The organism is Streptomyces sp. NPDC001027, assembly GCF_040299045.1.
Taxonomy (GTDB): Bacteria; Actinomycetota; Actinomycetes; order Streptomycetales; family Streptomycetaceae; genus Streptomyces.
In genome coordinates, this window is sequence record NZ_JBEPBI010000022.1 from 21517 (window position 1) to 48006 (window position 26490).

The window sequence follows — 26490 nt, forward strand, 5'->3', positions numbered from 1 at the left end:
GGTGCCCGGGACGGAGTGGCACGGTGAGCACGGAGAACAGCCGGGGACGGACCCCGGGCATGGACGGCGACCTGGCGCAGGCCCTGGTGCGCAGCCGCCGGTTCTTCACCCGGGCGGAGGTCTCCGACGATCTGCGCACCCTGCACCGCGCGGGCGGCCGGCAGGCGGACGCGTTCTACCGGGACCGCTGGTCGCACGACAAGGCAGTCCGCTCCACGCACGGGGTGAACTGCACCGGCTCCTGCTCGTGGAAGGTGTACGTCAAGGACGGCATCATCACCTGGGAGGCCCAGCAGACCGACTACCCGTCGGTCGGCCCGGACCGCCCCGAGTACGAGCCTCGCGGCTGCCCGCGCGGCGCCGCCTTCTCCTGGTACACCTACTCGCCGACCCGGGTCCGCTACCCCTACGTCCGCGGCGTCCTGCTTCAGATGTACCGCGAGGCCAAGGCACGTCTCGGCGATCCGGTGGCGGCCTGGGCGGACATCGTCTCCGACCCCGGGCGCGCCCGCCGCTACAAGGCGGCACGCGGCAAGGGCGGCCTGGTGCGGGCGAGTTGGGACGAGGCGGTCGAGATGGTCGCCGCCGCGCACGTGCACACCATCAAGGAGTACGGTCCGGACCGGCTGGCCGGGTTCTCGCCGATCCCCGCGATGTCGATGGTCTCCCACGCGGCCGGCGCCCGCTTCTACTCCCTCGTCGGCGGGGCCATGCTGTCGTTCTACGACTGGTACGCCGATCTGCCGGTGGCCTCGCCGCAGGTGTTCGGCGACCAGACCGACGTGCCGGAGTCGGGGGACTGGTGGGACGCCGGGTACCTGATCATGTGGGGATCGAACCTGCCGGTGACCCGTACGCCGGACGCCCACTGGATGGCGGAGGCCCGCTACCGGGGCCAGAAGGTCGTCGCCGTCTCGCCCGACTACGCGGACAACGTGAAGTTCGCCGACGAGTGGCTCGCGGCCCAGCCGGGCACCGACGGGGCGCTGGCGATGGCCATGGGGCACGTCGTCCTCAAGGAGTTCTTCGTCGACCGGCAGACTCCGTACTTCGCCGACTACGTCAAGCGCTACACCGACCTGCCCTTCCTGGTCGCCCTCGACGAGGCGGAGGGGGAGCCGGGGACGTACACGGCCGGCAAGTTCCTGACGGCGGCGGACCTGGGCGGTGAGCACGCCGCGGCCGAGCACGCCGAGTTCCGGACCGTGCTGCTGGACGCGGCCACCGGAGGGCCGGTCGTGCCGGGCGGCACGCTCGGCGACCGCTACGGCGAGGCCGGGGCCGGGAAGTGGAACCTGGACCTCGGCGAGATCCGGCCGCTGCTGTCCGCGCACGGCGGTGACGAGGCGCCGGTCGCCGTCGCCCTGCCGCGCTTCGACGCCCCGGACGGCGGCGCGGGCCGGCTGCGGCGCGGAGTGCCCGTCAGACGGGTCGCCGGACGCCTGGTGACCACGGTGTACGACCTGCTGCTCGCCCAGTACGGGGTGCGGCGCGACGGACTGCCCGGCAGCTGGCCGGCGTCGTACGACGACGCCGAGGAGCCGTACACGCCCGCCTGGCAGGCGGCGATCACCGGTGTGGGCGCGGACAGGGCGGCGCGCATCGCGCGGGAGTTCGCCGCCAACGCCGAGGAGTCCGGCGGCCGTTCGATGATCATCATGGGGGCGGGGACGAACCACTGGTTCCACTCCGACACCATCTACCGGGCGTTCCTCACCCTCACCACGCTCACCGGCTGCCAGGGCGTCAACGGCGGCGGCTGGGCCCACTACGTCGGTCAGGAGAAGGTCCGCCCGATCACCGGCTACTCGGCCGTCGCCACCGCCGCGGACTGGAACCGGCCGGCCCGGCTCATGATCCAGACGGCGTACTGGTACCTGCACAGCGACCAGTTCCGCTACGACCCGTTCTCCGCCGACACGCTCGCGGCGGCCGGCGCGGGCGGTCCGTTCGCCGGGAAGTCCACGGCGGACGTGATCGCGCAGTCGGCGCGGATGGGCTGGATGCCGTCGTACCCGACCTTCGACCGCAACCCCCTCGATCTGGCCGACGAGGCGCAGGCGGCCGGGCGAGCCGTCGATGAACACGTGGTGCAGGAGCTCAGGGCGGGCCGCCTGCGGTTCGCGGGGGAGGACCCGGACGCCCCCGAGAACTTCCCGCGCGTCCTGACCGTGTGGCGCGCCAACCTGCTGGGCTCCTCGGCCAAGGGCAACGAGTACTTCCTCAAGCACCTGCTCGGCGCCGACGCGTCGGTGCGTGCCGCCGAGGCGCCGCCGGACGCCCGCCCGCGGGACGTGGTGTGGCGGGAGGAGGCCCCCGAGGGCAAGCTCGACCTCCTGCTGACCCTTGACTTCCGCATGACCAGCACCACGGTCTTCTCGGACGTCGTCCTGCCGGCCGCCACCTGGTACGAGAAGCACGACCTGTCCAGCACCGACATGCACCCCTTCGTGCACGCCTTCAACCCGGCGATCGCCCCGCCCTGGCAGACCCGCACCGACTGGGACGCCTTCCACACCCTCGCCGAGGAGTTCAGCCGCCAGGCGGCCGGCCATCTGGGCGTCCGCAAGGACGTGGTGGCGGCGCCGCTGCTGCACGACACCCCCGACGAAATGGCCACCCCGCACGGCCGGGTTCGCGACTGGAAGGCGGGCGAGTGCGAACCGGTGCCCGGCCGCACCATGCCGAGACTCGTCACCGTCGAACGGGACTACGCGGCCGTCGCCGAGAAGATGGCGGCCCTCGGCCCGCTGCTGGACACCCTGGGCGCCACCACCAAGGGCGTCACCTTCACGGTCGACCGCGAGCTGGAGTACCTGCGGCACAAGAACGGCGCCGTGCGCGGCGGCACGGCCGACGGGCGCCCGTCGATCGCCCGCGACACCGACGCCTGCGAGGCGATCCTCGCCCTGTCCGGCACCACCAACGGGCGCCTCGCCGCCCAGGGCTTCCGCACCCTCGAAGCCCGCACCGGCACACCGCTCGCCGACCTGGCCGCCGAACACGAGGGCAGGCAGATCACCTTCGCCGACACCCAGGCCGCGCCCGTCCCCGTCATCACCTCCCCGGAGTGGTCCGGCTCGGAGACCGGCGGACGCCGCTACTCGCCCTTCACCGTCAACGTCGAGCGGCTCAAGCCCTGGCACACCCTCACCGGCCGCCAGCACTTCTACCTCGACCACGACTGGATCACCGCGCTCGGCGAGGGCCTCCCCGTCTACCGGCCGCCGCTGAACATGGACGCGCTGTTCGGCGAGCCGCGACTCGGAGAGGTCGGGGAACTGGGCGTGACCGTGCGCTACCTGACCCCGCACAACAAGTGGTCCATCCACTCCGAGTACCAGGACAACCTGCTCATGCTGTCCCTGTCCCGGGGCGGCCCGTCGATCTGGATGAGCACCCAGGACGCGGCGAAGATCGGAGTGAACGACAACGACTGGATCGAGGCGGTCAACCGCAACGGCGTCGTCGCCGCCCGCGCGGTCGTCTCGCACCGCATGCCCGAGGGCACCGTCTACATGCATCACGCCCAGGACAGGCTGATCGACGTGCCCCGCACCGAGACCACCGGCCGGCGCGGCGGCATCCACAACTCCCTCACCCGCCTGCTCATCAAGCCCAGCCACCTCATCGGCGGGTACGCCCAGCTCTCCTACGCCTTCAACTACCTCGGTCCCACCGGCAACCAGCGCGACGAGGTGACGGTGGTCCGCCGCCGCGCCGACCAGGAGGTGACGTACTGACATGCGCGTCATGGCCCAGATGGCGATGGTGATGAACCTCGACAAGTGCATCGGCTGCCACACCTGCTCGGTGACCTGCAAACAGGCGTGGACCAACCGCACCGGCGTCGAGTACGTGTGGTTCAACAACGTGGAGACCCGCCCCGGCCAGGGCTATCCGCGCCGCTACGAGGACCAGACCACCTGGAAGGGGGGCTGGGAGCTGAACAGTAAGGGCCGTCTCGCGCTGAAGGCGGGCGGCCGGTTCAAGAAGCTGATCCAGATCTTCTCCAACCCGGTGCTGCCGTCCCTCGACGACTACTACGAGCCGTGGACGTACGACTACGAGACCCTGATCAACGCCCCGCTGCAGGAGCACACCCCGGTCGCCCGCCCCAAGTCCCTGATCAGCGGCAAGGACATGAAGATCGAGTGGTCGGCGAACTGGGACGACGATCTCGGCGGCTCTGCCGCGACCAGCGAGAAGGACGTGCTGCTGAACCAGGTCTCCGAGAAGATCAGGTTCGAGTTCGAGCAGACCTTCATGTTCTACCTGCCGCGGATCTGCGAGCACTGCCTCAACCCGTCCTGCGCCGCCTCCTGCCCGTCCGGCGCGATCTACAAGCGGGAGGAGGACGGCATCGTCCTCGTCGATCAGGACCGCTGCCGGGGCTGGCGGATGTGCGTGACCGGCTGCCCGTACAAGAAGGTGTACTTCAACCACCGCACCGGCAAGGCCGAGAAGTGCACCTTCTGCTTCCCCCGCGTCGAGGTCGGCCTGCCCACCGTCTGCTCCGAGACCTGCGTCGGCCGGCTGCGCTACCTCGGCCTCGTCCTCTACGACGCCGACCGCGTGCTGGAAGCCGCCTCCACGCCGGACGAGACCGGCCTGTACGAGGCCCAGCGGAAGGTCTTCCTCGACGCCGACGACCCGGAAGTCGTCGCCGAGGCCGAGAAGGCGGGGATTCCCCGCGACTGGATCGAGGCCGCCCGGCGCTCCCCGGTCCACGCCCTGATCAACACCTACCGGGTGGCGCTGCCGCTGCACCCCGAGTACCGCACGCTGCCCATGGTCTGGTACATCCCCCCGCTCTCCCCGGTGGTCGACGCCGTCCGCGACACCGGCCGGGACGCGGAGGACCACCGCAACCTGTTCGCCGCCGTCGACGCCCTGCGCATCCCCGTGGACTACCTGGCCCAGCTCTTCACCGCGGGCGACCCGGCGCCCGTCGACGCGGTCCTGCGCCGACTCGTCGCCATGCGCTCCTACCTGCGCGACATCAACCTCGGCCGTGAACCGGACGACGCCATCCCCGAGTCGGTCGGCATGACCGGCGAGCAGCTCTACGACATGTACCGGCTCCTGGCGCTCGCCAAGTACGACGAGCGGTACGTCATCCCGCCCGCCCACGCCGAACAGGCGCACCGACTCGAGGAGCTGGCCACCGAGTGCAGCCTCGACTACGAGGGCGGCCCCGGCATGGGAGGCTCCGGCCCCTTCGGCGAAAGCTCCGGCGGTGCGGCTCCCGTCGCCGTCGAGAACTTCCACGCCCTGCGCGAGCGCCAGACGTCCGAGTCGTCGGCCGCCCCCGGCGACAGGGCCGCCCGCGTCAACCTCCTCAACTGGGACGGCAAGGGCGCCCCGCCCGGCCTCTTCCCGCCCGCCGCCGACGACGAGAACGGCTCCCTGTCATGAAGCCCCCTAACACCGCCGTCCGCAACGCTGCGGCCTGGCAGGTCCAGTCCCTGCTGCTCGCCTACCCCGACCAGCGGCTGCCCGACCGCCTCACCCTGGCGCGCAGGGTCGCCGCCACCCAGCCGCGGGCGGTCGCCGACCCCCTCGAGGCCTTCGCCGAACACGCCGGGCGCACCGCGCCGGGGGACCTGGCGGCCGACTACGTCGCCACCTTCGACCACCGCAGACGCTGCTGCCCCTATCTGACCTACTACGCCCATGGCGACACCCGGAAGCGGGGCGTCGCCCTGCTGCGGCTGAAGCAGGCCTACGCCAGGGCCGGATGGCGGCTCGGCGACGACGAACTGCCCGACCATCTCGCCGTCGTCCTCGAGTTCGCCGCCGCCGAGCCGAGCGCCGGCGCCCGCCTGCTCACCGAGCACCGGGCCGGCCTGGAACTGCTGCGCCTGGCCCTGCGCGACGCGGGCTCGCCCTGGGCGCCGGTCCTGGCCTCCGTCTCCGCCACCCTGCCCGCACTCCGCGGCGACGACCGCGAGGCCGTCGCCCGTCTCGCCGCCCAGGGCCCGCCCGACGAACAGGTCGGACTCGACCCGTACGCACCCCCGGGGTTTTTGCCCGATCCGGTCGTGGGAGGCCCCCGATGACCGCGCCCGCCCAGCACTCCTCCCTGGCGGCGCAGGCAGGCGCCACGGGCGTCCTGCTGTGGGTGGTGCTCCCGTACGTCGCCCTCGCCGTGTTCGTGCTCGGCCATCTGTGGCGCTACCGCTACGACAAGTTCGGCTGGACCACCCGCTCCTCCCAGCTCTACGAACGACGGCTGCTGCGCGTCGGCAGCCCCCTGTTCCACTTCGGCATCCTCCTCGTGCTGCTCGGCCACGTCGGCGGCCTCGTCATCCCGAAGAGCTGGACCGAGGCGGTCGGCATCGGCGAGAGCGCCTACCACCTCTCGGCCATTGTCCTCGGCACGATCGCGGGCGCCGCCACCGTCGTCGGGCTGGTCGTCCTGATCTACCGGCGCCGCACCGTCGGCCCGGTCTTCTCCGCCACCACCCGCAACGACAAGGCCATGTACGTCTCCCTGGCCCTGACCATCGCCCTGGGCCTGTCCGCCACCGTGGCCGCGAACGTCGTCGGCGGAGGCTACGACTACCGCGAGACCGTCTCCCCCTGGTTCCGCTCCGTCTTCTGGCTCCGGCCCGATCCCGCCCTGATGACCGGAGCCCCGGTGCTGTTCCGGCTGCACGCCCTCAGCGCCCTGCTGCTGTTCGCCTTCTGGCCCTTCACCCGGCTCGTCCACATGCTCACCGCACCGCTCGGCTATCTCACCCGCCCCTACATCGTCTACCGCAGCAGGGACGCCCGGCTCGGCGCCCGAGCCCCGCGCCGCGGCTGGGAGCGCACGAACTGACGACGGGCGACCGTTCCCGCCCTGCTCGGACCCCACCGACACGCGACGGCACGCGGGCTCAGGTGAGGGCGGCGACGAGCAGGGCGAACGCGGCGACGAGACCGGCGACGCGGACGTAGTGGTAGCGGTTCCAGCGGTTCAGCTGCTCCTTCCAGTCGGCGGGCCGGTTCTCGGGGGTCCACGTCTTGCCCCGGTTGTTGATCGGGACGAGCAGCAGGAGCGACATGATCACGTTGAGGACCAACAGCGCGCCGGCGGTGACGACGAGGCCGGTGTCGTGGTGGTGCCGCCCGGCGACGGCCCAGACCGCGACGAGGGCGAGCGAGGTGAGATACCAGACCGGCATCACGGCGCCGAGCATCCGGCCTCCGTGGGCGCTGGCCAGTTGGCCGCTGTCCTCCGGGAGGGCCTTGAAGATCGGGTTCATGACGAAGGCGACGGAGAACTCCACCCCCACCATCACGCCGAAGGACACGGTGGTGACGACCTCGAGTGCGTCGAGCATGATGCCTCTCCCTTGATCTAGCGCTGCTAGCTGTTGAGGCAACGCTAGTACTGCTGCCGCTCGCCTGTCTAGCGGTGCTAGGGTCGAATCATGTCGGTACAGGAACGCAAGCAGCGCGAACGGGCGGAGCGCGAGCGCCTCATCGTGGCGACGGCCCGTGAACTCGCCGAGCAACAGGGCTGGGACGCGGTCACCACCCGCCGGCTCGCCGAGCGCATCGAGTACAGCCAGCCCGTGCTCTACAGCCACTTCCGCGGCAAGCGGGAGATCATCGGCGCCGTCGCCCTCGAAGGCGCCGCCGAGCTGGCCGCGGCGGTGCGCGCGGCGACCTCCGCCGCGGACGGCCCGCGTGAGCGGGTCGCCGCGCTCGCCGGTGCCTACCTCGACTTCGCCGCGGGCAACCCGGCGGTCTACGACGCCCTCTTCCAGCTCGACGGCGGCCTGCCGTACGCGCAGGAGGACACCCCGCAGCCTCTCAAGGACGCCTTCGCCGCGCTGCTGGAGAGCCTGGCCGAGGTCGCCGGGGACGGCGTCGCCCCGGGGCTGTTCACCGAGGTCTTCTGGGCGTCCCTGCACGGCCTCGCGACGCTGAGCCGGGCGGGACGGCTGCTGCCGGAGGACGCCGCACGGAGGGTGGAGCTGCTGGTGGAGCGACTGGCCGTGCTCTGACCCGGTCCGACGCACCCTCCCGGCGGGCACGCGGCCGGGGGCCCGGGCCCTCCTGGAACGCCCCGCGGCGGTGTCGGGCCCTGCTCAGGCGGACAGGCGGCGCAGCGGCAGACCGCCCCCCAGTTCGCGTCCGGAGATCATCCCGGGTTCGATCCGTACGAACACCGGGTCGTGTATCGGCGCCCACGAGCGGGGGCCGGACCGTGACAGCCGGTCGTGCTCCGCGGGCTCGGTCACCACGCTCGCCCGTCCGGTGACCGTCACACTCCAGGCGCACCGGGTCTCGACGTCGAAGTCGTCCGCCTCGAACGCGACCACGACGCCGTCGATGGCGCGGACCAGGTCCGAGCCCCGTCCCGTGCACAGCACCACGCAGTCGTCCGCGTCCAGGGAGAAGTTCACCGGAAGGACCGCGGGCAGCGCGTGCCGGGTGTAGACGACACGGCCGACCGGGACGTGCGGGAGCAGCCGCAGGCACTCCTGCCGGTCGAGTCCGCGAAAGCCGTCGTCGTGGAGCATTCGCCCATCGTCTCCCCGCCGGGGGCAGGGGCATAGGGCCGAGCGGCCCTTCACGACGGCTGCCGGGCCGCCCGTTGACTCACATGGCCCGGGCCGGTTTCAGTCATGGGGGACGACGGCGACGGGGCAGCGTCCGTGATGGACGGCGGCCTGGGCGATCGGACCGAGGTGGTGTCCCGTGCCGCGCCGGTGGGCCCGTCGGCCCACGACCAGCAGGGCCGCGCCCTCGGCGGCCCGCACGACCGCCTTGGCCGGACTCGCGAGCCGGACGCTCTCGGCGACCTCCACCTGCGGGTACTTCTCCTGCCAGGGGCGAAGCGCGTCGCTCAGCGCCCTGCGCGCCTCCTTGGTCATCTCCTCGGTGACGGTGTGGTCGGCGCCCCACGGCATGCGTGCGTGGAGCGGCACGCTGCGGCTGTGGAGGGCCACGAGGGGAGCGCCGCGGGCCGCGGCGGTGTGGAAGGCGAAGTCGAGCAGTCCGTCCCCGGGAGTGTGCAGTTTCAGCGCCACGACCACGCGGGCCGACGGGGCGGGAGCGAGGTCGTCGTCGGCCGGCTGCGCGCGGACGAGGACCACGGGCCGCTCGGCCCGCGCCACGACCGGCAGGCTGACGTCGCCCATGAAGTAGCTCTCGACGGCCTCCATGCCCCGCGAACCGAGCACCAGCATCTCGGCCTCCGAGGCCGCGTGCAGCAGGGCGTCGTGGGCGTCCTCGGCGATCAGGCTCCCGACGACGGTCAGGCCCGGGTGGCGGGTCTGCAGCTCCGCCTGCGCGGTGTGGACCAGACGCTTCGCCCAGTAGTTCTGGTCGATCTCGGAGGGCAGCCGCGCGGGTTCCGGCGCCAGGAGGGGCCAGGCGTGCAGCAGCCGCAGGGTCAGCTTGCGCTTCTCTGCCTCGTCGGCGGCCCAGCGGGCGGCGGCGAGGCTGGCGGGTGAGCCGTCGAGGCCCACGGTGACGACCTGTTGCATGGCGGCCTCCGTCTCGTTCGAAGCCGGATGCGACGGTGAGCGAGGGGGTGCGGGATGGGGCCTGCTGCGACATCGTCGGCATGCCGGGCGTGGGGCGTTGTCTCCCTTCGAGGAGTACCGCAGTTCGCTCCGCGGCGCATGTGGGCCCGTGAGGACGGCCCGGCCCGCCGGGGGACCGCCCCCTGCGGCCCCCCCCGGGGACCGTCCGCCCGACGGCAGGGAGAGCCGGCCCGTTCCCACGGCGGGTCCGCGCGCCTTTCGTCGCCGAGCAGGCCCGGCACGTCGGCGATTCCTGTCAGACTGCCGCCATGACGGGCGACCCGGGGCTGTTCTCTCCGCGCAGCGTGACGTGGCAGGTGCACAGCGACCCGATGATGTGGGTCGCCGGGATCCGCGCGCTCTACCTCCAGGCGCTGCACCCGCGAGCCGTGCGCGGCGTCACCCAGAACTCCGACTTCCGGCACGACGCCTGGGGCCGGCTGATGCGGACCGCCGACTTCGTCGGCACCACGGCGTACGGCACGGCCGAAGCGGCCGAGGAGGCGGGCGCCCGGGTCCGCAGGATCCACCGCAAGCTGTCCGCGACCGACCCGGAGACGGGGGAGCGGTACGGCGTCGACGAGCCCGCACTGCTGCTGTGGGTGCACTGCGCCGAGATCGACTCGTATCTGCACGTGCTGCGCCGCTCCGGCTGTCCGCTCACCGACGAGGACGCCGACCGCTACCTCGGCGAACACCGCGTCAGCGCCCGTCTGGTGGGCCTCGACCCCGAGACCGTGCCCGCCGACCGGGCGGCGATGGCGGCCTACTTCGACGGGATCCTCCCCGAGCTCGCCGCGGGAGAGGAGGCCCGCGAGGTCGACGACTTCCTGCGCCGCCCGCCCGTCCACCCCCTGCTGGTCCCGGCGCGCGAGGTGCTGTGGCAGCGCGTCGCGAACCTGGCGTACGCCTCGCTGCCGCCGTACGCCCACGCGCTGTACGGCAGACCGGCCCCCGAACCCGACGTCGTCACCCGCCGGCTGCGCGCCACAGGCGCCGCGCTGCGCTGTGTTCCCGCGCGTCTGCGATGGCAGCTCCCGCCCAGACACATCCTGCGGGCGATGGCGAGACTGGGCCCCGAAAGCCGACCGGCGCCGTACAAGGTGCGACGATAGGCGGCCATACTGAACCCTCGGGGGAGGGCAGGAAGGCGACGGGGGCGGCACACCATGGCGGAGAGCAGGCTGATCCAGGGCCGGTACCGGCTGCTGGACCGGATCGGACGCGGTGGCATGGGCGAGGTGTGGCGGGCCCGCGACGAGTCCCTCGGCCGGCAGGTCGCCGTGAAGTGCCTCAAACCGGCCGGACCGCACCACGACCCCTCGTCGGGCAGCGTGCTGCGCGAGCGGTTCCGGCGCGAGGGGCGGGTGGCCGCCGCTCTCCAGCACCGCGGGGTGACGGTCGTCCATGACTTCGGCGACCACGACGGCGTCCTCTTCCTCGTCATGGAGCTCCTGGACGGCCGCAACCTGTGCCAGCTGCTGGACGACGGCGAACGCCGGCCGCTGCCCGTGCCGGAGGTCGTCGACATCGCGGAGCAGGTGGCCGGCGCCCTCGACTACACCCATCGGCAGGGCGTCGTGCACCGCGACCTGAAGCCGGCGAACATCGTGCGCCTCGGCGACGGCACCGTGAAGATCTGCGACTTCGGCATCGCCCGCCTCAGCCACGACGTGGGCTTCACCTCCCGGCTCACCGGCACCGGCATCGCCATGGGCACCCCGCACTACATGTCGCCGGAGCAGATCGCGGGGGAGGAGGTCGACCGGCGCAGCGACCTGTACTCGCTGGGATGCGTGCTCTACGAGATCGCCACCGGCCGCCCGCCGTTCGACCTGGACGACCCCTGGGCGATCCTCGTCGGGCACCGGGACACCCCGCCCCGGCCGCCGCGCGAGCACCGCGCCGAGCTGCCGGCCCACCTCGACCGGATCATCCTCGACCTGCTCGCCAAGCAGCCGTCCCAGCGCCCCGACGACGCCCGGGAGATCGTCCAGCGTCTCGCCGAGGCCCGCAGCACGCCGGGCCGCCCGACCGCGCCCGTGCCGTCGCGGCCCGGGCCGAGGCCGCCCGAACGCCGTGCGGCGGACGGCGGCGGCCCCCGCCTGCCGTCCTGGACCCGGGGCATGACCGTCGGCCACCCTGCCGTGAGCACCGGACCGCGGCGCGCGCGCCCGGACGCCGGTGCTGCGCTCACCGACGAGTGGATACCCCGGCCGACCCTCGTGGCCGTCCCGACCCCGGACGGCGCGCAGATCCCGTGAACCGGCCGCGCCCGGACCGCCGCCGCGCGCCGCACGACGACAGGCCCGACCCCGGCCCGCCCCGCCGGCGCCCGCCGTCACGCCGGGGCCGGTTGCCACTCCCAGCCCAGCTCCGAGTAGGGCCGCCCGGCACGGATCCCGGCGACGGCCGTGCGCGCGTAGGCGACCATCGGCTCCGGCAGCGCGTCCAGCGGCCACCAGTCCCAGCTCAGGCACTTGTCCGGCTCCAGCAGCCGCGGCTCGCCGCCCCAGCGCCGGGCCCGGAAGACGAGCTGCAGGCGCGGTCGGGCGGCGGACGAGTCGGCGACGTGCACGACGTGCGCGAGCTCGATGTCCCGCGCCGCGATCTCCAGTCCGGCCTCTTCCCGGGCCTCGCGGACGAGACACGCCACCGCGGACTCCTGCTCGCAGTGCCCGGCCAGGAAGTGGTGGTGCAGGGGCGCGAAGGGCGAGTCGGGGTGGCGCAGTCCGAGGAGGATCTCGCCGTCGCGTTCCAGATAGAGGTGGACGCCGACGGCGTTGAGGACGGTCCGCCGTACGGGCGGCTGGGGCGTCGGCGCGACGGGGGCTGCCAGGTGATCGGCGATGACCTGCGCGGCGCCCGGCGCCATCGTCAGGTGCGCGGTGGTCGCCGCGTCGAAGAAGGCGAACATGATGCCCTCGGTGACCGGCAGCCGCGAGGGATCGCCGTCCCAGCCGCCAAGGAAGATCTGGATGCCGTCGACGACCGTGTACCGGGTCAGCCCCTCGAGGACCAGACCCGTCTCCTCCAGCAGTTCGCGGGCGACGGCCTCCTCGAGCGTCTCGTCGCCCTCGCACGCCCCGCCGGGCAGCGACCACAGGCCCGCGTCACAGATCGGCTTGTGCGCGTCCCGCAGATGCAGGAGGTACTGGCCGCGCCGGTTGACCAGCAGGGCGGCGCAGTTGCGGGGCTCGGCCGCGGGCGTGGCGGGCGTCTGGGCGGTCATGGGCTCCCCCTCGATCCAACGCGCTTGCGCCTCAACGGACTTGAGACCATGACGATCGTAGGGGAGCCGACCGCGCCGACTGTGCTGCGGCTTGCGCCGCCGCAAGCCGGAGCGCGGGCCGCTGCCGCTCCCTCTGGCCGACCTTGATCGGCTCGTGTTACGAAGAACCATGGCCGCACACGAGGGACACCAGGGACAGCGACACGAGGGCGATCACGATCGGCGGGATCACCGGGGACGCCGCGTCTACGACGCCGTCGTCGTCGGCGGCGGGCACAACGGCCTGGTCGCCGCCGCCTACCTGGCGCGCGCGGGACGGTCCGTGCTGGTGCTGGAGCGACTGGACCACACCGGGGGCGCCGCCGTCTCCACCCGGCCGTTCGCCGGGGTCGACGCACGGCTCTCGCGCTACTCCTACCTGGTCAGCCTGCTGCCGCAGAAGATCGTGCGGGACCTCGGGCTCCGTTTCCGCGTCCAGGGCCGCACGATCTCCTCGTACACGCCCGTGGAGCGCGACGGACGGGCCACCGGCCTGCTCGTGGGCGGCGGCGCCCGTCGCACACAGGAGGCGTTCGCGAGGCTGACCGGCGGCGAGCGCGAGTACGCGGCCTGGGAGCGCTTCTACGAGATGACCGGGCGGGTCGCCCAGCGGGTGTTCCCCACGCTCACCGAGCCGCTGCCGTCCCGCGAGGAGCTGCGCTCGCGCGTCGACGACGAGGAGGCGTGGCGGACCCTGTTCGAGGAGCCCATCGGCGTCGCCGTCGAGGAGCGCTTCGCGGACGACCTGGTGCGCGGCGTGGTCCTGACCGACGCCGTCATCGGCACCTTCGCCGACGCCCACGACCCCTCGCTCCAGCAGAACCGCTGCTTCCTCTACCACGTGATCGGCGGCGGCACCGGCGCCTGGGACGTCCCCGTCGGCGGCATGGGCGCGCTCACCGACGCGCTGGCCGCCGCCGCCCGCGACGCGGGCGCGGTCCTCGCCACCGGCCACGAGGCCGTGCGGATCGACACGGACGGCCGTACGGCGGAGGTCGCCTACCGCACGGCCGACGGCGAGGGCGTCGCCGTGGCCCGGCACGTCCTGGTGAACGCCTCGCCGCAGGCGCTCGCGGCCCTCACCGGCGACGCGCCGCCGGCCCCCGCCGAAGGCGCCCAGCTCAAGGTGAACATGCTGCTGAAGCGGCTGCCGAGGCTGCGGGACAGCTCCGTCGACCCGCGGGAGGCGTTCGCCGGCACCTTCCACATCGCCGAGGGCTACGGTCAGCTGGCGGCCGCCCACGCCCAGGCCGCCGCCGGGGAACTGCCCGCCGCCCCGCCCTCCGAGATCTACTGCCACTCCCTGACCGACCCGAGCATCCTCGGCCCGGAGCTGGTCGAGCGGGGGTATCAGACGCTGACGCTGTTCGGACTGCACACGCCCGCCCGGCTCTTCGCACGGGACAACGACGGCGTGCGCGAGGAACTGCTGCGGTCGACCCTCGCCCAGCTGGACGCCCATCTCGCCGAGCCCCTGGCGGACTGCCTGGCCACGGACGCCGACGGTCGCCCCTGCATCGAGGCGAGGACCCCGCTCGACCTGGAGCGCGACCTCGGGCTGCCCGGCGGCAACATCTTCCACCGCGACCTGAGCTGGCCCTACGCCCAAGAGGGCGCGGGGCGCTGGGGGGTGTCGACTCCGCACGCCAACGTGCTCCTGTGCGGGGCCGGCGCGGTGCGCGGCGGCGGCGTGAGCGGCGTGCCGGGGCACAACGCCGCCATGGCGGTGCTCGAGGAGCACGCCGGAGTCTGACGACGGCGGTCAGATCCGGCGCCCGCTCAGGCGTCGGCCAGGCATCCGAGTCGGCGCCCGGCCAGGCGCCCGGCCCGGCATCCGATCCGGCAACCCGCTCGGGCATCCGAGCGGCCGTCCGGGCGGGCCTCGGTCGGCAAGAATCTGACGGCCTATCAGAAAACCTCTTCCGTCGTCCGCGTAGCTGCGGCATCCTGCGCCCATGCAGACGGAGCTGAGCACACAACTGGGAGTCGAGCACGCCGTCTTCGGCTTCACGCCGTTCCCCGCAGTCGCCGCGGCCATCAGCCGCGCGGGCGGCTTCGGCGTGCTCGGCGCGGTCCGCTACACCGACCCCGACGACCTCAAACGCGACCTCGACTGGATCGAGGCGCACGTCGACGGCCGGCCGTACGGGCTCGACGTCGTCATGCCCGCCAAGAAGGTCGAAGGGGTGACCGAGGCCGACGTCGAGGCGATGATCCCCGAGGGGCACCGCACGTTCGTGCGCGACACCCTCGCCGCGTACGGGGTGCCCGAGCTGGCCGAGGGCGAGGCCTCGGGGTGGCGGATCACCGGCTGGATGGAGCAGGTCGCCCGCAGCCAGCTCGACGTCGCCTTCGACTATCCGATCCGGCTGCTGGCGAACGCCCTCGGCTCACCGCCGGCCGACGTCGTCGCCCGCGCCCACGAGCGGGGCGTCCTCGTGGCCGCCCTCGCCGGCAGCGCCCGGCACGCGCGCAAGCACAAGGACGCGGGCATCGACATCGTCGTCGCCCAGGGATACGAGGCGGGCGGCCACACCGGCGAGATCGCCTCCATGGTGCTCACCCCGGAGGCCGTCGACGCGGTCGCTCCGCTGCCGGTCCTCGCCGCGGGCGGCATCGGCAGCGGGCGGCAGATCGCCGCGGCCCTCGCGCTGGGCGCCCAGGGCGTCTGGCTCGGGTCGCTCTGGCTGACCACCGCGGAGGCCGACCTGCACTCGCCCGCCCTCACCCGCAAGCTCCTCGCGGCCGGCTCCGGCGACACGGTCCGCTCCCGCGCCCTGACCGGCAAACCCGCCCGCCAGCTGCGCACCGAGTGGACCGACGCCTGGGACGGCCCCGACGGCCCCGGCGCCCTCCCGATGCCCCTGCAGGGCCTGCTGGTCGCCGAGGCCGTCTCCCGCATCCAGAAGTACGAGGTCGACCCGCTGCTCGGCACCCCGGTCGGCCAGATCGTCGGCCGGATGAACGAGGTCCGCAGTGTGCAGGAGGTCTTCGACGACCTCACCCGCGGTTTCGAGCAAGCCGTCGACCGCGTCAACCGCATCGCCGGAAGGAGCGGCCAGTGACCAGCACGCCCCCCGCGGGATTCTGGGCCCAGGCGACCCTGGACCCCGACCGCGTCGTCCTGACCGCCCCGGACGGCGAGGAGTGGACCGCCGGACGCCTGCACGCCGCCGCCAACCGGCTCGTGCACGGTCTGCGCGCCGCCGGGCTGGAACGCGGCGACGCCTTCGCCGTCGTCCTGCCCAACTCGGCCGAGTTCTTCACCGCCCACCTCGCCGCCAGCCAGGCCGGGTTCTACCTCGTCCCGGTCAACCACCACCTGACGGGTCCCGAGATCGCCTGGATCGTCTCCGACTCCGGCGCCAAGGTGCTGCTGGCCCACGAACGGTTCGCCGACCAGGCCCGCCGCGCCGCCGACGAGGCGTCGCTGCCCGCCGGTCAGCGGTACGCCGTCGGTGCGGTCGACGGGTTCCGGCCGTACGCCGAACTCCTCGCCGGACAACCCGACTCGCCGCCCGCCGACCGCACCCTCGGGTGGGTCATGAACTACACGTCGGGCACGACGGGCCGCCCGCGCGGCATCCGGCGGCCGCTGCCCGGCAAACCGCCCGAGGAGGCGTACCTCGGCGGCTTCCTCGGCATCTTCGGCATCAAGCCCTTCGACGACAACGTGCATCTCGTCTGCTCGCCGCTCTACCACACGGCGGTGCTCCAGTTCGCGGGCGCGTCCCTGCACATCGGCCACCGACTGGTCCTGATGGACAAGTGGACGCCCGAGGAGATGCTCCGGCTGATCGACGGCCACCGCTGCACCCACACCCACATGGTCCCCACCCAGTTCCACCGGCTGCTCGCCCTCCCCGAGGAGGTGCGGGCGCGCTACGACGTGTCGTCGATGCGGCACGCCATCCACGGCGCCGCGCCCTGCCCCGACCATGTGAAACGGGCGATGATCGACTGGTGGGGCCACTCGGTCGAGGAGTACTACGCGGCCAGCGAGGGCGGCGGCGCGTTCGCCACCGCGGGGGACTGGCTGAAGAAGCCCGGCACGGTCGGAAAGGCGTGGCCCATCAGCGAGCTGGCGGTCTTCGACGACGACGGCGAACGGCTGCCGGCCGGTGAACTCGGCACCGTGTACATGAGGATGACGACCGGCGGCTTCGCCTACCACAAGGACGAGGACAAGACCCGCAAGAACCGCATCGGCGACTTCTTCACCGTCGGTGACCTCGGCGTGCTCGACGAGGACGGCTACCTGTTCCTCCGCGACCGCAAGATCGACATGATCATCTCCGGCGGCGTCAACGTCTACCCCGCCGAGATCGAGTCCGTCCTGCTCGCCCACCCGGCCGTCGCCGACGCCGCCGTCTTCGGCATCCCGCACGACGACTGGGGCGAGCAGGTGAAGGCCGTCGTCGAACCGGCGGCCGGCCATGAGCCGGGACCCGCCCTCGCCGCCGCGCTCCTCGACCACTGCGCCGACCGGCTGGCCGGCTACAAACGGCCCAGGAGCATCGACTTCCTCGCCGAGATGCCCCGCGATCCCAACGGCAAGCTGTACAAGCGGCGGCTGCGGGAGCCGTACTGGGAGGGTCGGACGCGCCCCGTATGACCACGGACGGCCAACGGCACGTCGACGCCCCTTCGACGAGGGCCCGGCCCGGCCGCTCGGCGACGGCCCGGCCGCAGTGCGCGGCGGTCCGGGCCCGTGCCGGCCGGCAGGAGCGCTCGGGCCGGGCCTGCGGCGCCGGCGTCGGGAGCGGCCCGACCGGTCCCGGTCCCGACACGGCGACTTGACCTGCCCCGGCCCTCACCCGAGGATCATGGTCATGACGCCCGGACACGGCAGCACGGTCGACGGGGTGCTGCGGCGCAGCGCCCGCCGCACCCCGGCGCGCGTCGCGATCGAGTACCGCGACCGCACCTGGACCTACGAGGAGCTCGACGAGGCCGTCTCGCGCGCGGCGAGCGTCCTGCTCGGCGCCGGCCTCGCCCCCGGCGACCGGGTCGGGGCCTACGGCCACAACTCCGACGCCTACCTCATCGCCTTCCTCGCCTGCGCCCGCGCCGGCCTGGTCCACGTCCCCGTGAACCAGAACCTGACCGGCGACGACCTGGCGTACGTGCTCCGCCAGTCGGGCAGCGCGCTGGTGCTCGCCGATCCCGACCTCGCGGCCCGACTCCCGGACGGCGTGCGCGCCCGGGCCCTGCGCGACGCCGACGACTCGCTGCTGGCCCTGCTGCCCGCGGCCGACCCGTACGACGGTCCCGAGCCGCGCCCCGAGGACCTGGTGCAGCTGCTCTACACCTCCGGCACGACGGCCCTGCCCAAGGGCGCGATGATGACGCACCGCGCCCTGGTGCACGAGTACCTGAGCGCCATCGCCGCCCTCGACCTGAGCGCCGGCGACCGTCCCGCGCACGCCCTGCCGCTGTACCACTCGGCGCAGATGCACGTGTTCCTGCTGCCCTACCTCGCGGTCGGCGCGACCAACCTCGTGCTGGACGCCCCCGAGGGCGACCTTCTCCTCGACCTGATCGAGGCGGACCGCGTCGACAGCCTGTTCGCGCCGCCGACCGTGTGGATCGCACTCGCGGGCCGCCCCGACTTCGACGAGCGTGACCTGAGCGGCCTGCGCAAGGCGTACTACGGCGCGTCGGTCATGCCGGTGCCCGTCCTGGAGCGGCTGCGCGCACGCCTGCCGAAGCTCGGCTTCTACAACTGCTTCGGGCAGAGCGAGATCGGTCCGCTCGCCACCGTCCTCGCCCCCGACGAGCACAAGGGGCGCCTGGACTCCTGCGGGCGCACGGTGCTGTTCGTGGACGCCCGGGTCGTCGACGAGGACGGCGCGGAGGTGCCCGACGGGACGCCCGGCGAGATCGTCTACCGCTCCCCGCAGCTGTGCGAGGGCTACTGGGACAAGCCCGAGGAGACCGCCGCGGCCTTCCGTGACGGCTGGTTCCGCTCCGGGGACCTCGCCGTGCGCGACGCCCACGGCTACTTCACGATCGTCGACCGGGTGAAGGACGTCATCGACACCGGTGGCGTACTGGTCGCCTCACGCCAGGTCGAGGACGTCCTGTACGCCCACGACGCCGTCGCGGAGACGGCCGTGATCGGGCTGCCCGACGAGAAGTGGATCGAGGCGGTGACCGCGGTGGTGGTCGCGCGCGGCGAGGTGACCGAGGAGGAGCTCATCGCGCACGCACGGGAGAGGCTCCCGTCGTTCAAGGTCCCCAAACGGGTGCTCTTCGTCGACGGACTCCCGCGCAACGCCAGCGGGAAGATCCTCAAGCGGGAGCTGCGCGAGCGGTTCGGCTCGTGAGCCGCGCGGCCCTCGTCACTCACGGGGCCGCAGGTCCACGATCCGCCTGATCTTGCCCACCGACCGCTCCAACGACTCCGGGTCGACGATCTCCACGGCAGCGGACACGCCGATGCCGTCCTTCACCGCGGCCGCGATGGCCCGGGCGGCCGAGTCGCGGTCGGCGGGCGTGGCGTCGCGGCGGGCCTCCGCGCGGATCGTGAGGGCGTCGAGGCGGCCCTCACGGGTCAGCCGGAGCTGGAAGTGGGGCGCGACGGCCGCAGTGCGCAGCACGATCTCCTCGATCTGGGTGGGGAAGAGGTTCACGCCGCGCAGGATGACCATGTCGTCGCTGCGGCCGGTCACCTTCGCCATGCGGCGGAAGACGCGGGCCGTGCCCGGCAGCAGCCGTGTCAGGTCCCGGGTGCGGTACCGGACGATCGGCATGGCCTCCTTGGTGAGCGAGGTGAACACCAACTCGCCCTCCTCGCCGTCCGGCAGGACCTCGCCGGTGATCGGGTCGACCACCTCGGGATAGAAGTGGTCCTCCCAGACGTGGAGCCCGTCCTTGGTCTCCACGCACTCCTGCGCCACCCCGGGCCCGATCACCTCCGACAGTCCGTAGATGTCGACCGCGTCGATCGCGAACCGTTGCTCGATCTCCTGCCGCATCCGCTCGGTCCAGGGCTCGGCGCCGAAGATCCCCACCCGCAGCGAGGTGGCGCGCGGATCGACGCCCTGCCGCTCGAACTCGTCCAGCAGGGTCAGCATGTAGGACGGGGTCACCATGATGACCCGGGGCTCGAGATCCTGGATCAGCTGTACCTGACGGGACGTCATGCCGCCGGAGGCCGGGATCACCGTGCAGCCGAGGCGTTCGGCGCCGTAGTGCGCGCCGAGGCCTCCGGTGAACAGGCCGTAGCCGTACGCCACATGGACCGTGTCGCCCGGCCTGCCGCCCGCCGCACGGATCGAACGGGCCACCAGATCCGCCCACAGGGACAGGTCGGCGTCCGTGTAGCCGACCACCGTCGGGCGGCCCGTGGTGCCGCTGGAGGCGTGGATGCGGCGGATGCGCTCCCTGGGGACGGCGAACATGCCGTACGGGTAGTGCGCGCGCAGGTCGGCCTTGCCGGTGAACGGGAAGCGGGCCAGGTCGGCGAGGTCGCGGCAGTCGTCCGGGTGGACGCCCGCCTTGTCGAAGGCCTCGCGGTAGAAGGGCACGCCGGTGTACGCGTGACGCAGTGAGGCGCGCAGACGCTCCAGCTGCCGCGCGCGCAGGGCGTCCTCGGTGAGGCGCTCGCCGTCGTCCAGCGTGTTCCCCGTGTCGGCCATCGAGGGTCTCCCTCACCAGAATCGTGCCAAAAAGGGCGACCGATCATTCGGTCGATCTTCCTCGGGATCAGTAATCCAGGACCGAGGCCCTCAGGCAAGAGTTCGGCTACGGGTTTTGCCCGCGGATCGCGTTCAGGAGTTCTCCGCCACCGCCGCCTCCCGCGCCCACCGGTAGTCCGCCTTCCCGCTCGGGGAGCGCCGGATGGACTCGGTGAGCACCAGCCGACGCGGGATCTTGTAGCCGGCCAGGCGGGTGCGGCAGTGGGTCTGGATGTCCTCCAGGGACAGGGGCGGGGCGCCCCGCCGCACCTGGACCACCGCCGCCACGCGGGCGCCCCACGTCGCGTCCGGCACCCCGGCCACCAGGGCGTCGTACACGTCCGGATGCGCCTTCAGCGCCTGCTCGACCTCCTCGGGGTACACCTTCTCGCCGCCGGTGTTGATGCACTGCGAGCCGCGGCCGAGCACGACGACCACGCCCGCCTCGTCGACCGTCGCCATGTCACCGAGCAGGACCCAGCGCTCGCCGTCCTTCTCGAAGAACGTCTCGGCGGTCTTCACCGGGTCGTTGTAGTAGCCGAGGGGTACGTGGCCGCACTGGGCGACCCGGCCGATCTCGCCCGGCGCGACCACCTCCTTAGTGGCCGGATCGACCACGCGGGTACGGGAGTTGACCCGGACGCGGAAGCCGCGCTCGGGGCCCGAGTCCTCCGTGGCCGTGCCGTTGAAGCCGGACTCGGAGGAGCCGAAGTTGTTGAGCAGCGTCGCGTTCGGCATCAGGGCCCGGAACTGCCGGCGGACCGTGTCCGACATGATGGCCCCGGACGAGGAGACGCTGAACACGGACGAGCAGTCCGTGCCCCGCATCGGACCCTCGAGCGCGTCGATCAGCGGCCGCAGCATGGCGTCGCCGACCAGGGAGATGGCGTTGACCTTCTCCTCGGCGATGGTGCGCAGCACCTCCTCGGGCACGAACTTGCTGTGCAGCACGACCCGTTGGCCGAAGTTGAAGCCGATGAAAGCGGTGAGGGTCGACGTGCCGTGCATCAGCGGGGGAGTGGGGAAGAAGGTGATCCCGAAGCCGCCCGCGGCGACCCGCTCGGCGAGCTCCTCCGGCTTCTTCACCGGCTCCCCGGTCGGCGCCCCGCCCCCGAGGCCCGCGAAGAACAGGTCCTCCTGACGCCACATCACGCCCTTGGGCATGCCGGTCGTGCCACCCGTGTAGATGATGAACTGGTCGTCCCCCGAGCGGGCCGGGAAGCCGCGTCCGGGGGAGCCGCCCGCCTCGGCGTCCGTGAAGGACACGACCCCCTCGCCCGCCGGCCCGACCCGTATCAGATGCCGCAGCGCCGGAGCCTGCGGCAGCGCGGCCGCCACCCGGTCGGTGAACTCCGCGTCGAACACGAGCGCGGCCAGATCGGCGTCCCGGTAGAGATAGACCAGCTCCTCCTCGACGTACCGGTAGTTGACGTTGACCGGCACGATCCGGGCCTTGAGGCAGCCCAGCACCGTCTGCAGGTACTCGACGCCGTTGTACAGGTGCAGGCCGAGGTGCTCGCCGGGGCGGATCCCGCTGTCGAGGAGGTGGTGGCCGATGCGGTTGGCCGCGGCGTCCAGCTCCGCGTACGTCAGTCGGCGTTGCGCGCCCGAGCCCGGGTGGTCGACGTGGACGAGCGCCTCACGCTCGGCCGCCACGTCCACGACGGACTCGAACAGGTCGGCAAGGTTGTACTCCACCGTTCCTCCTGACCTCGCGACGGCCTGGCTCCCAGACGGTTCGCCGGTCATCAGAGCAAAGGGCGCGGCAAGTGGGAAGGGCTCCGGACAAGAAATCTGACTGACTGTCAGAAAACCCTTGAAGTGCCATCACGCCTCCTGCAACCTGTTCTCGTTCTTTCCGAGGGGAGATCTGAGATGGGCGGTACCGAACACCTCACCGTGCGGCGCGAGGGCGCCACACTGGTGCTCACGCTCAACAGGCCAAAGGCCAAGAACGCGCTCTCGATCGGCATGCTCGTCGGCCTGTACGACGGCTGGCTCGAGGCCGACGCGGACGACTCGGTCCGATCGGTCGTCCTCACCGGCGCCGGCGGCTGCTTCTGCGCCGGCATGGACCTCAAGGCGCTCGCCGGCAAGGGCATGGAGGGCGAGCAGCACCGCGACCGCCTCAAGGCCGACCCGGACCTGCACTGGAAGGCGATGCTGCGCCACCACCGCCCCCGCAAGCCGGTGATCGCCGCCGTCGAGGGCCACTGCGTGGCGGGCGGCACCGAGATGCTCCAGGGCACCGACATCCGCGTCGCGGGGGAGTCCGCCACCTTCGGCCTCTTCGAGGTCAGGCGCGGCCTGTTCCCGATCGGCGGGTCCACGGTCCGTCTGCCGCGGCAGATCCCGCGCACCCACGCCCTGGAGATGCTGCTCACCGGCCGGCCCTACAGCGCCCGGGAAGCAGCCGACGTCGGCCTGATCGGACACGTCGTGCCCGACGGCGCCGCGCTCGAGACGGCCCTGGAGATCGCCGAACGCGTCAACGCCTGCGCGCCGCTCGCCGTGGAGGCCGTGAAGGCGTCCGTGTACGAGGCCGCCGAGCTGACCGAGGCCGACGGGCTGGTCGCCGAACTGGCGCGCGGCTGGCCGGTGTTCGACACCGACGACGCGAAGGAGGGCGCCCGTGCCTTCGCGGAGAAACGGGCGCCGGTCTACCGACGCACGTGACGCTCCGCCGGGCGAGAGGGCGGTAAGCGCAGTTCGCCACCTACTGCGGGTCCGTTGCGGCTGGCCGCGCAGTTCCCCGCGCCCCCTTCGGGGCGCTCCCGCTGACGTCGGCTTCCCAGGGAGGCAGCTCCGATGCCCGAAGTGCTCAAAGCTCCGCTCGTCGTCGAGTTCCCGTTCACCCGGTCCCTCGGCCCCGTCCAGAGTGCCTTCCTCACCGGCCTGCGCGAACGCGTCGTCCTCGGCGTGCGCACCGGCGACGGCCGCACCCTCGTCCCGCCCGTCGAGTACGACCCCGTCACCGCCGAGGAGCTCCACGAGCTCGTCGAGGTCGCCGCCACCGGCACGGTCACCACCTGGGCCTGGAACCACGCCCCCCGACGCGGCCAGCCCCTCGCCACCCCGTTCGCCTGGGTCCTGGTCCGGCTCGACGGCGCCGGCACCGCCCTCCTGCACGCCCTCGACGCCCCCGGCCCCGACGCCGTCCACACCGGGATGCGGGTCCGGATCCGCTGGGCGGAGAACCGCACCGGCGCCATCACCGACATCGCCTGCTTCGAGCCCCACGACGGCGGACCGGCCGAACCCACCGGCGTCACCGGCGAGTTCACGGACCCGGTCACCGGCATCGTCGCCCCCGCCCGGCTCGACTACACCTACTCGCCCGGCCGGGCCCAGTCCGCGTACATCGACGCCCTCTCCACCCGGCGCACCGTCGGCGAACGCTGCCCGTCCTGCCGCAAGGTGTACGTCCCGCCGCGCGGAGCCTGCCCCACCTGCGGAGTGCCCACCGCCGAGCAGGTCGAGGTCGGACCGCGCGGCACCGTCACCACCTTCTGCATCGTGAACATCAAGGCGAAGAATCTCGACATCGAAGTCCCCTACGTCTACGCCCACATCGCCCTCGACGGCGCCGGCCTCGCCCTGCACGGCCGCATCGGCGGCATCCCCTACGACCAGGTCCGCATGGGCCTGCGCGTCGAACCCGTGTGGACGGACGGGGCCCGCTACCCCGACCACTACCGGCCGACCGGCGAACCCGACGCGGACTACGACGCCTACAAGGAGCTGCTGTGACCCGCGAGGAAACCCCGGGCGTCCGCGACATCGCGATCGTGGCCTTCGCGCAGACCGACGTCCTGCGCACCACCGACGAGCTCTCCGAGGTCGAGATGCTCATGCCGGTCCTGCACAGCGTCCTCGACCGGACCGGCCTGAAGACCGCCGACATCGACTTCACCTGCTCCGGCTCCAGCGACTACCTCGCCGGCCGTGCCTTCTCCTTCACCCTCGCCCTCGACGGCGTCGGCGCCTGGCCGCCCATCTCCGAGTCGCACGTCGAGATGGACGGCGCCTGGGCGCTGTACGAGGCGTGGACCAAGCTCCTCACCGGCGACGCCGACACCGCGCTCGTCTACTCCTACGGCAAGTCCTCGCCCGGCTCCCTGCGCGACGTCCTCACCCGCCAGCTCGACCCGTACTACGTCGCCCCCCTGTGGCCGGACTCCGTCGCGCTCGCCGCGCTGCAGGCCCAGGCCCTGATCGACGCGGGCGAGGCCGACGAGAGCGCCCTCGCCGCGATCGGCGCCCGCAGCCGACGGGTCGCGACCCTCAACTCCCACGCCCAGCTGCGCGGCACGGTCGCCCAGGGCGACTACGCGGTACGGCCGCTGCGCACCGGCGACTGCCCGGCCGTCGGCGACGGGGCCGCCGCCGTGATCCTCGCGGCGGGGGAGCGGGCCCGCGAGCTGTGCTCGCGGCCCGCGTGGATCCGGGGCGTCGACCACCGCATCGAGGCCCACTCGCTCGGCGTGCGCGACCTCACCGACTCGCCCTCCACCCGCCTGGCCGCCGAGCGGGCCGGCGTCTTCGAACGGCCCGTCGACACGGCCGAGCTGCACGCCCCGTTCAGCGCACAGGAGATCGTCCTGCGCAAGGCGCTGAGGCTCGACGACAGCGTGCGGGTGAACCTCTCCGGCGGCGCCCTCGCCGCCAACCCGATGATGGCCGCCGGTCTCATCCGCCTGGGCGAAGCCGCCGCCCGCATCCACCGGGGCGAGTCCGACCGGGCCGTCGCCCACGCCACGTCCGGCCCGTGTCTGCAACAGAACCTGGTCGCCGTACTCGAAGGGGATGCGCGATGAGCAAGGAGCCCGTGGCCGTCGTCGGGATCGGCCAGACCAAGCACGTCGCCGCCCGGCGCGACGTCTCGATCGCCGGGCTGGTCCGGGAGGCCGCCCGGCGGGCGCTCGACGACGCCGAGCTGACCTGGGCCGACGTCGACGCCGTCGTCATCGGCAAGGCCCCCGACTTCTTCGAGGGCGTCATGATGCCCGAGCTGTACCTCGCCGACGCGCTCGGCGCGGTGGGCAAGCCCATGCTGCGCGTGCACACGGCGGGCTCCGTCGGCGGCTCGACGGCGCTCGTCGCCGCGGGCCTCGTCGCCGCCCGCGTCCACGGCACCGTCCTCACCCTCGCCTTCGAGAAACAGTCCGAGTCCAACGCCATGTGGGGGCTGTCCCTGCCCGTCCCCTTCCAGCAGCCCCTGCTCGCCGGGGCGGGCGGATTCTTCGCCCCGCACGTGCGCGCCTACATGCGACGCAGCGGCGCGCCCGACGCCGTCGGCTCCCTGGTGGCCTACAAGGACCGCCGCAACGCGCTGAAGAACCCATACGCCCACCTCCACGAGCACGACATCACCCTGGAGAAGGTCCAGGCCTCGCCGATGCTGTGGGACCCGATCCGCTACTCGGAGACCTGCCCCTCCTCCGACGGGGCCTGCGCGATGGTCCTCACCGACCGGGCCGGCGCCGCCCGCGCGCCCCGCCCGCCCGCCTGGATGCTCGGCGGGGCGATGCGCAGCGAACCGACCCTCTTCGCCGGCAAGGACGCCGTCTCGCCGCAGGCCGGCAAGGACTGCGCCGCGGACGTCTACCGCCAGGCCGGGATCGGCGACCCGCGTCGGGACATCGACGCCGTCGAGATGTACGTGCCGTTCTCCTGGTACGAGCCCATGTGGCTGGAGAACCTCGGCTTCGCCGACGAGGGCGAGGGCTGGAAGCTCACCGAGGCCGGCGTCACCGAACTCGACGGCGACCTGCCGGTCAACATGTCGGGCGGCGTCCTGTCCACCAACCCGATCGGCGCCTCCGGCATGATCCGCTTCGCGGAGGCGGCGCTCCAGGTGCGCGGACAGGCCGGCGAACACCAGGTGGAAGGGGCCCGCAGGGTCCTCGGGCACGCCTACGGGGGCGGCTCGCAGTTCTTCTCCATGTGGCTCGTCGGAGCGCGACCGCCGGAGTCCTGAAAGGTCCTTCCCACGTGCTCTGTCGGCGTC

20 protein-coding genes and 1 pseudogene are annotated in these 26490 nt (G+C 72.8%); 15 read left to right on the forward strand and 6 right to left on the reverse strand.

Annotated features, from left to right (window positions below):
- The first annotated feature begins 59 nt into the window (after positions 1-59).
- From ABT300_RS09750 to narI, 4 genes are read left to right on the forward strand one after another with little or no spacing between them, the layout of a single operon-like run.
- Positions 60-3743: a nitrate reductase subunit alpha gene (locus tag ABT300_RS09750; RefSeq protein WP_351673777.1), complete on the forward strand. Its 3684-nt coding sequence runs from the start codon at positions 60-62 to the stop codon at positions 3741-3743.
- 1 nt (position 3744) lies between these two features.
- Positions 3745-5418, forward strand: a complete 1674-nt coding sequence (narH, locus tag ABT300_RS09755) for a nitrate reductase subunit beta (protein ID WP_351673741.1) — start codon at positions 3745-3747, stop codon at positions 5416-5418.
- Positions 5415-6062 carry a nitrate reductase molybdenum cofactor assembly chaperone gene (gene narJ / locus ABT300_RS09760; RefSeq protein WP_351673742.1) on the forward strand — a complete coding sequence of 216 codons (648 nt, stop codon included), beginning with the start codon at positions 5415-5417 and terminating at the stop codon, positions 6060-6062. Before narH ends, narJ begins: the two co-directional genes overlap by 4 nt.
- The gene (narI, locus tag ABT300_RS09765) at positions 6059-6826 is read left to right on the forward strand and encodes a respiratory nitrate reductase subunit gamma (protein ID WP_351673743.1); all 768 of its coding nucleotides are present in this window, start codon (positions 6059-6061) and stop codon (positions 6824-6826) included. The genes narJ and narI overlap by 4 nt, the downstream gene beginning before the upstream one ends.
- Positions 6827-6884: 58 nt before the next feature.
- On the opposite strand, the gene ABT300_RS09770 is transcribed toward narI, so the two are convergent.
- On the reverse strand, positions 6885-7331 hold the full coding sequence (locus ABT300_RS09770; protein ID WP_351673744.1) for an anthrone oxygenase family protein: 447 nt from the start codon (positions 7329-7331) through the stop codon (positions 6885-6887).
- A gap of 90 nt (positions 7332-7421) precedes the next feature.
- Here ABT300_RS09770 and ABT300_RS09775 point away from each other — a divergent pair, with 90 nt between their 5' ends.
- Positions 7422-8000 carry a TetR/AcrR family transcriptional regulator gene (locus ABT300_RS09775; RefSeq protein WP_351673745.1) on the forward strand — a complete coding sequence of 193 codons (579 nt, stop codon included), beginning with the start codon at positions 7422-7424 and terminating at the stop codon, positions 7998-8000.
- A gap of 84 nt (positions 8001-8084) precedes the next feature.
- Here ABT300_RS09775 and ABT300_RS09780 read toward each other — a convergent pair whose 3' ends face one another.
- Both ABT300_RS09780 and ABT300_RS09785 read right to left on the reverse strand, forming a co-directional pair.
- Positions 8085-8519, reverse strand: a complete 435-nt coding sequence (locus tag ABT300_RS09780; RefSeq protein ID WP_351673746.1) for a pyridoxamine 5'-phosphate oxidase family protein — start codon at positions 8517-8519, stop codon at positions 8085-8087.
- A 99-nt stretch (positions 8520-8618) separates the two neighbouring features.
- Positions 8619-9488, reverse strand: a complete 870-nt coding sequence (locus ABT300_RS09785) for a universal stress protein (protein ID WP_351673747.1) — start codon at positions 9486-9488, stop codon at positions 8619-8621.
- A gap of 308 nt (positions 9489-9796) precedes the next feature.
- On the opposite strand from ABT300_RS09785, the gene ABT300_RS09790 reads away from it, so the two are divergent.
- Entirely contained in the window at positions 9797-10642 is an 846-nt protein-coding gene (locus ABT300_RS09790; RefSeq protein WP_351673748.1) for an oxygenase MpaB family protein, read from the forward strand.
- A gap of 54 nt (positions 10643-10696) precedes the next feature.
- Positions 10697-11788 (forward strand): annotated as a pseudogene (locus tag ABT300_RS09795) (serine/threonine-protein kinase); the annotation flags it as partial.
- A gap of 80 nt (positions 11789-11868) precedes the next feature.
- On the opposite strand, the gene ABT300_RS09800 reads toward ABT300_RS09795, so the two are convergent.
- The gene (locus ABT300_RS09800; RefSeq protein ID WP_351673749.1) at positions 11869-12759 is read right to left on the reverse strand and encodes an NUDIX hydrolase; all 891 of its coding nucleotides are present in this window, start codon (positions 12757-12759) and stop codon (positions 11869-11871) included.
- A 169-nt stretch (positions 12760-12928) separates the two neighbouring features.
- On the opposite strand from ABT300_RS09800, the gene ABT300_RS09805 reads away from it, so the two are divergent.
- The 4 genes from ABT300_RS09805 (at position 12929) to ABT300_RS09820 (ending at position 19127) form a co-directional block, all read left to right on the forward strand.
- Complete coding sequence (locus ABT300_RS09805; RefSeq protein ID WP_351673750.1) at positions 12929-14551, forward strand: phytoene desaturase family protein; 1623 nt, start codon at positions 12929-12931, stop codon at positions 14549-14551.
- A gap of 202 nt (positions 14552-14753) precedes the next feature.
- Complete coding sequence (locus tag ABT300_RS09810) at positions 14754-15863, forward strand: NAD(P)H-dependent flavin oxidoreductase (RefSeq protein ID WP_351673751.1); 1110 nt, start codon at positions 14754-14756, stop codon at positions 15861-15863.
- Positions 15860-17413 (forward strand): acyl-CoA synthetase, encoded by a 1554-nt coding sequence (locus ABT300_RS09815; protein WP_351673752.1) that lies wholly within the window; start codon positions 15860-15862, stop codon positions 17411-17413. Before ABT300_RS09810 ends, ABT300_RS09815 begins: the two co-directional genes overlap by 4 nt.
- A 217-nt stretch (positions 17414-17630) precedes the next feature.
- Positions 17631-19127, forward strand: coding sequence for an acyl-CoA synthetase (locus ABT300_RS09820; RefSeq protein ID WP_351673753.1), 1497 nt, complete (start codon positions 17631-17633; stop codon positions 19125-19127).
- A gap of 15 nt (positions 19128-19142) precedes the next feature.
- Here ABT300_RS09820 and paaK read toward each other — a convergent pair whose 3' ends face one another.
- Positions 19143-20441: a phenylacetate--CoA ligase PaaK gene (gene paaK, locus ABT300_RS09825; RefSeq protein ID WP_351673754.1), complete on the reverse strand. Its 1299-nt coding sequence runs from the start codon at positions 20439-20441 to the stop codon at positions 19143-19145.
- Between the two features lie 132 nt (positions 20442-20573).
- Complete coding sequence (locus ABT300_RS09830; RefSeq protein WP_351673755.1) at positions 20574-22178, reverse strand: acyl-CoA synthetase; 1605 nt, start codon at positions 22176-22178, stop codon at positions 20574-20576.
- A 177-nt stretch (positions 22179-22355) separates the two neighbouring features.
- On the opposite strand from ABT300_RS09830, the gene ABT300_RS09835 reads away from it, so the two are divergent.
- From ABT300_RS09835 to ABT300_RS09850, 4 genes are all read left to right on the forward strand, one after another.
- Entirely contained in the window at positions 22356-23156 is an 801-nt protein-coding gene (locus tag ABT300_RS09835; RefSeq protein WP_351673756.1) for a crotonase/enoyl-CoA hydratase family protein, read from the forward strand.
- A gap of 132 nt (positions 23157-23288) precedes the next feature.
- On the forward strand, positions 23289-24230 hold the full coding sequence (locus ABT300_RS09840; protein WP_351673757.1) for a Zn-ribbon domain-containing OB-fold protein: 942 nt from the start codon (positions 23289-23291) through the stop codon (positions 24228-24230).
- Complete coding sequence (locus ABT300_RS09845) at positions 24227-25297, forward strand: thiolase family protein (RefSeq protein ID WP_351673758.1); 1071 nt, start codon at positions 24227-24229, stop codon at positions 25295-25297. Before ABT300_RS09840 ends, ABT300_RS09845 begins: the two co-directional genes overlap by 4 nt.
- The gene (locus tag ABT300_RS09850) at positions 25294-26460 is read left to right on the forward strand and encodes a thiolase family protein (RefSeq protein ID WP_351673759.1); all 1167 of its coding nucleotides are present in this window, start codon (positions 25294-25296) and stop codon (positions 26458-26460) included. The genes ABT300_RS09845 and ABT300_RS09850 overlap by 4 nt, the downstream gene beginning before the upstream one ends.
- Positions 26461-26490 lie beyond the last annotated feature (30 nt).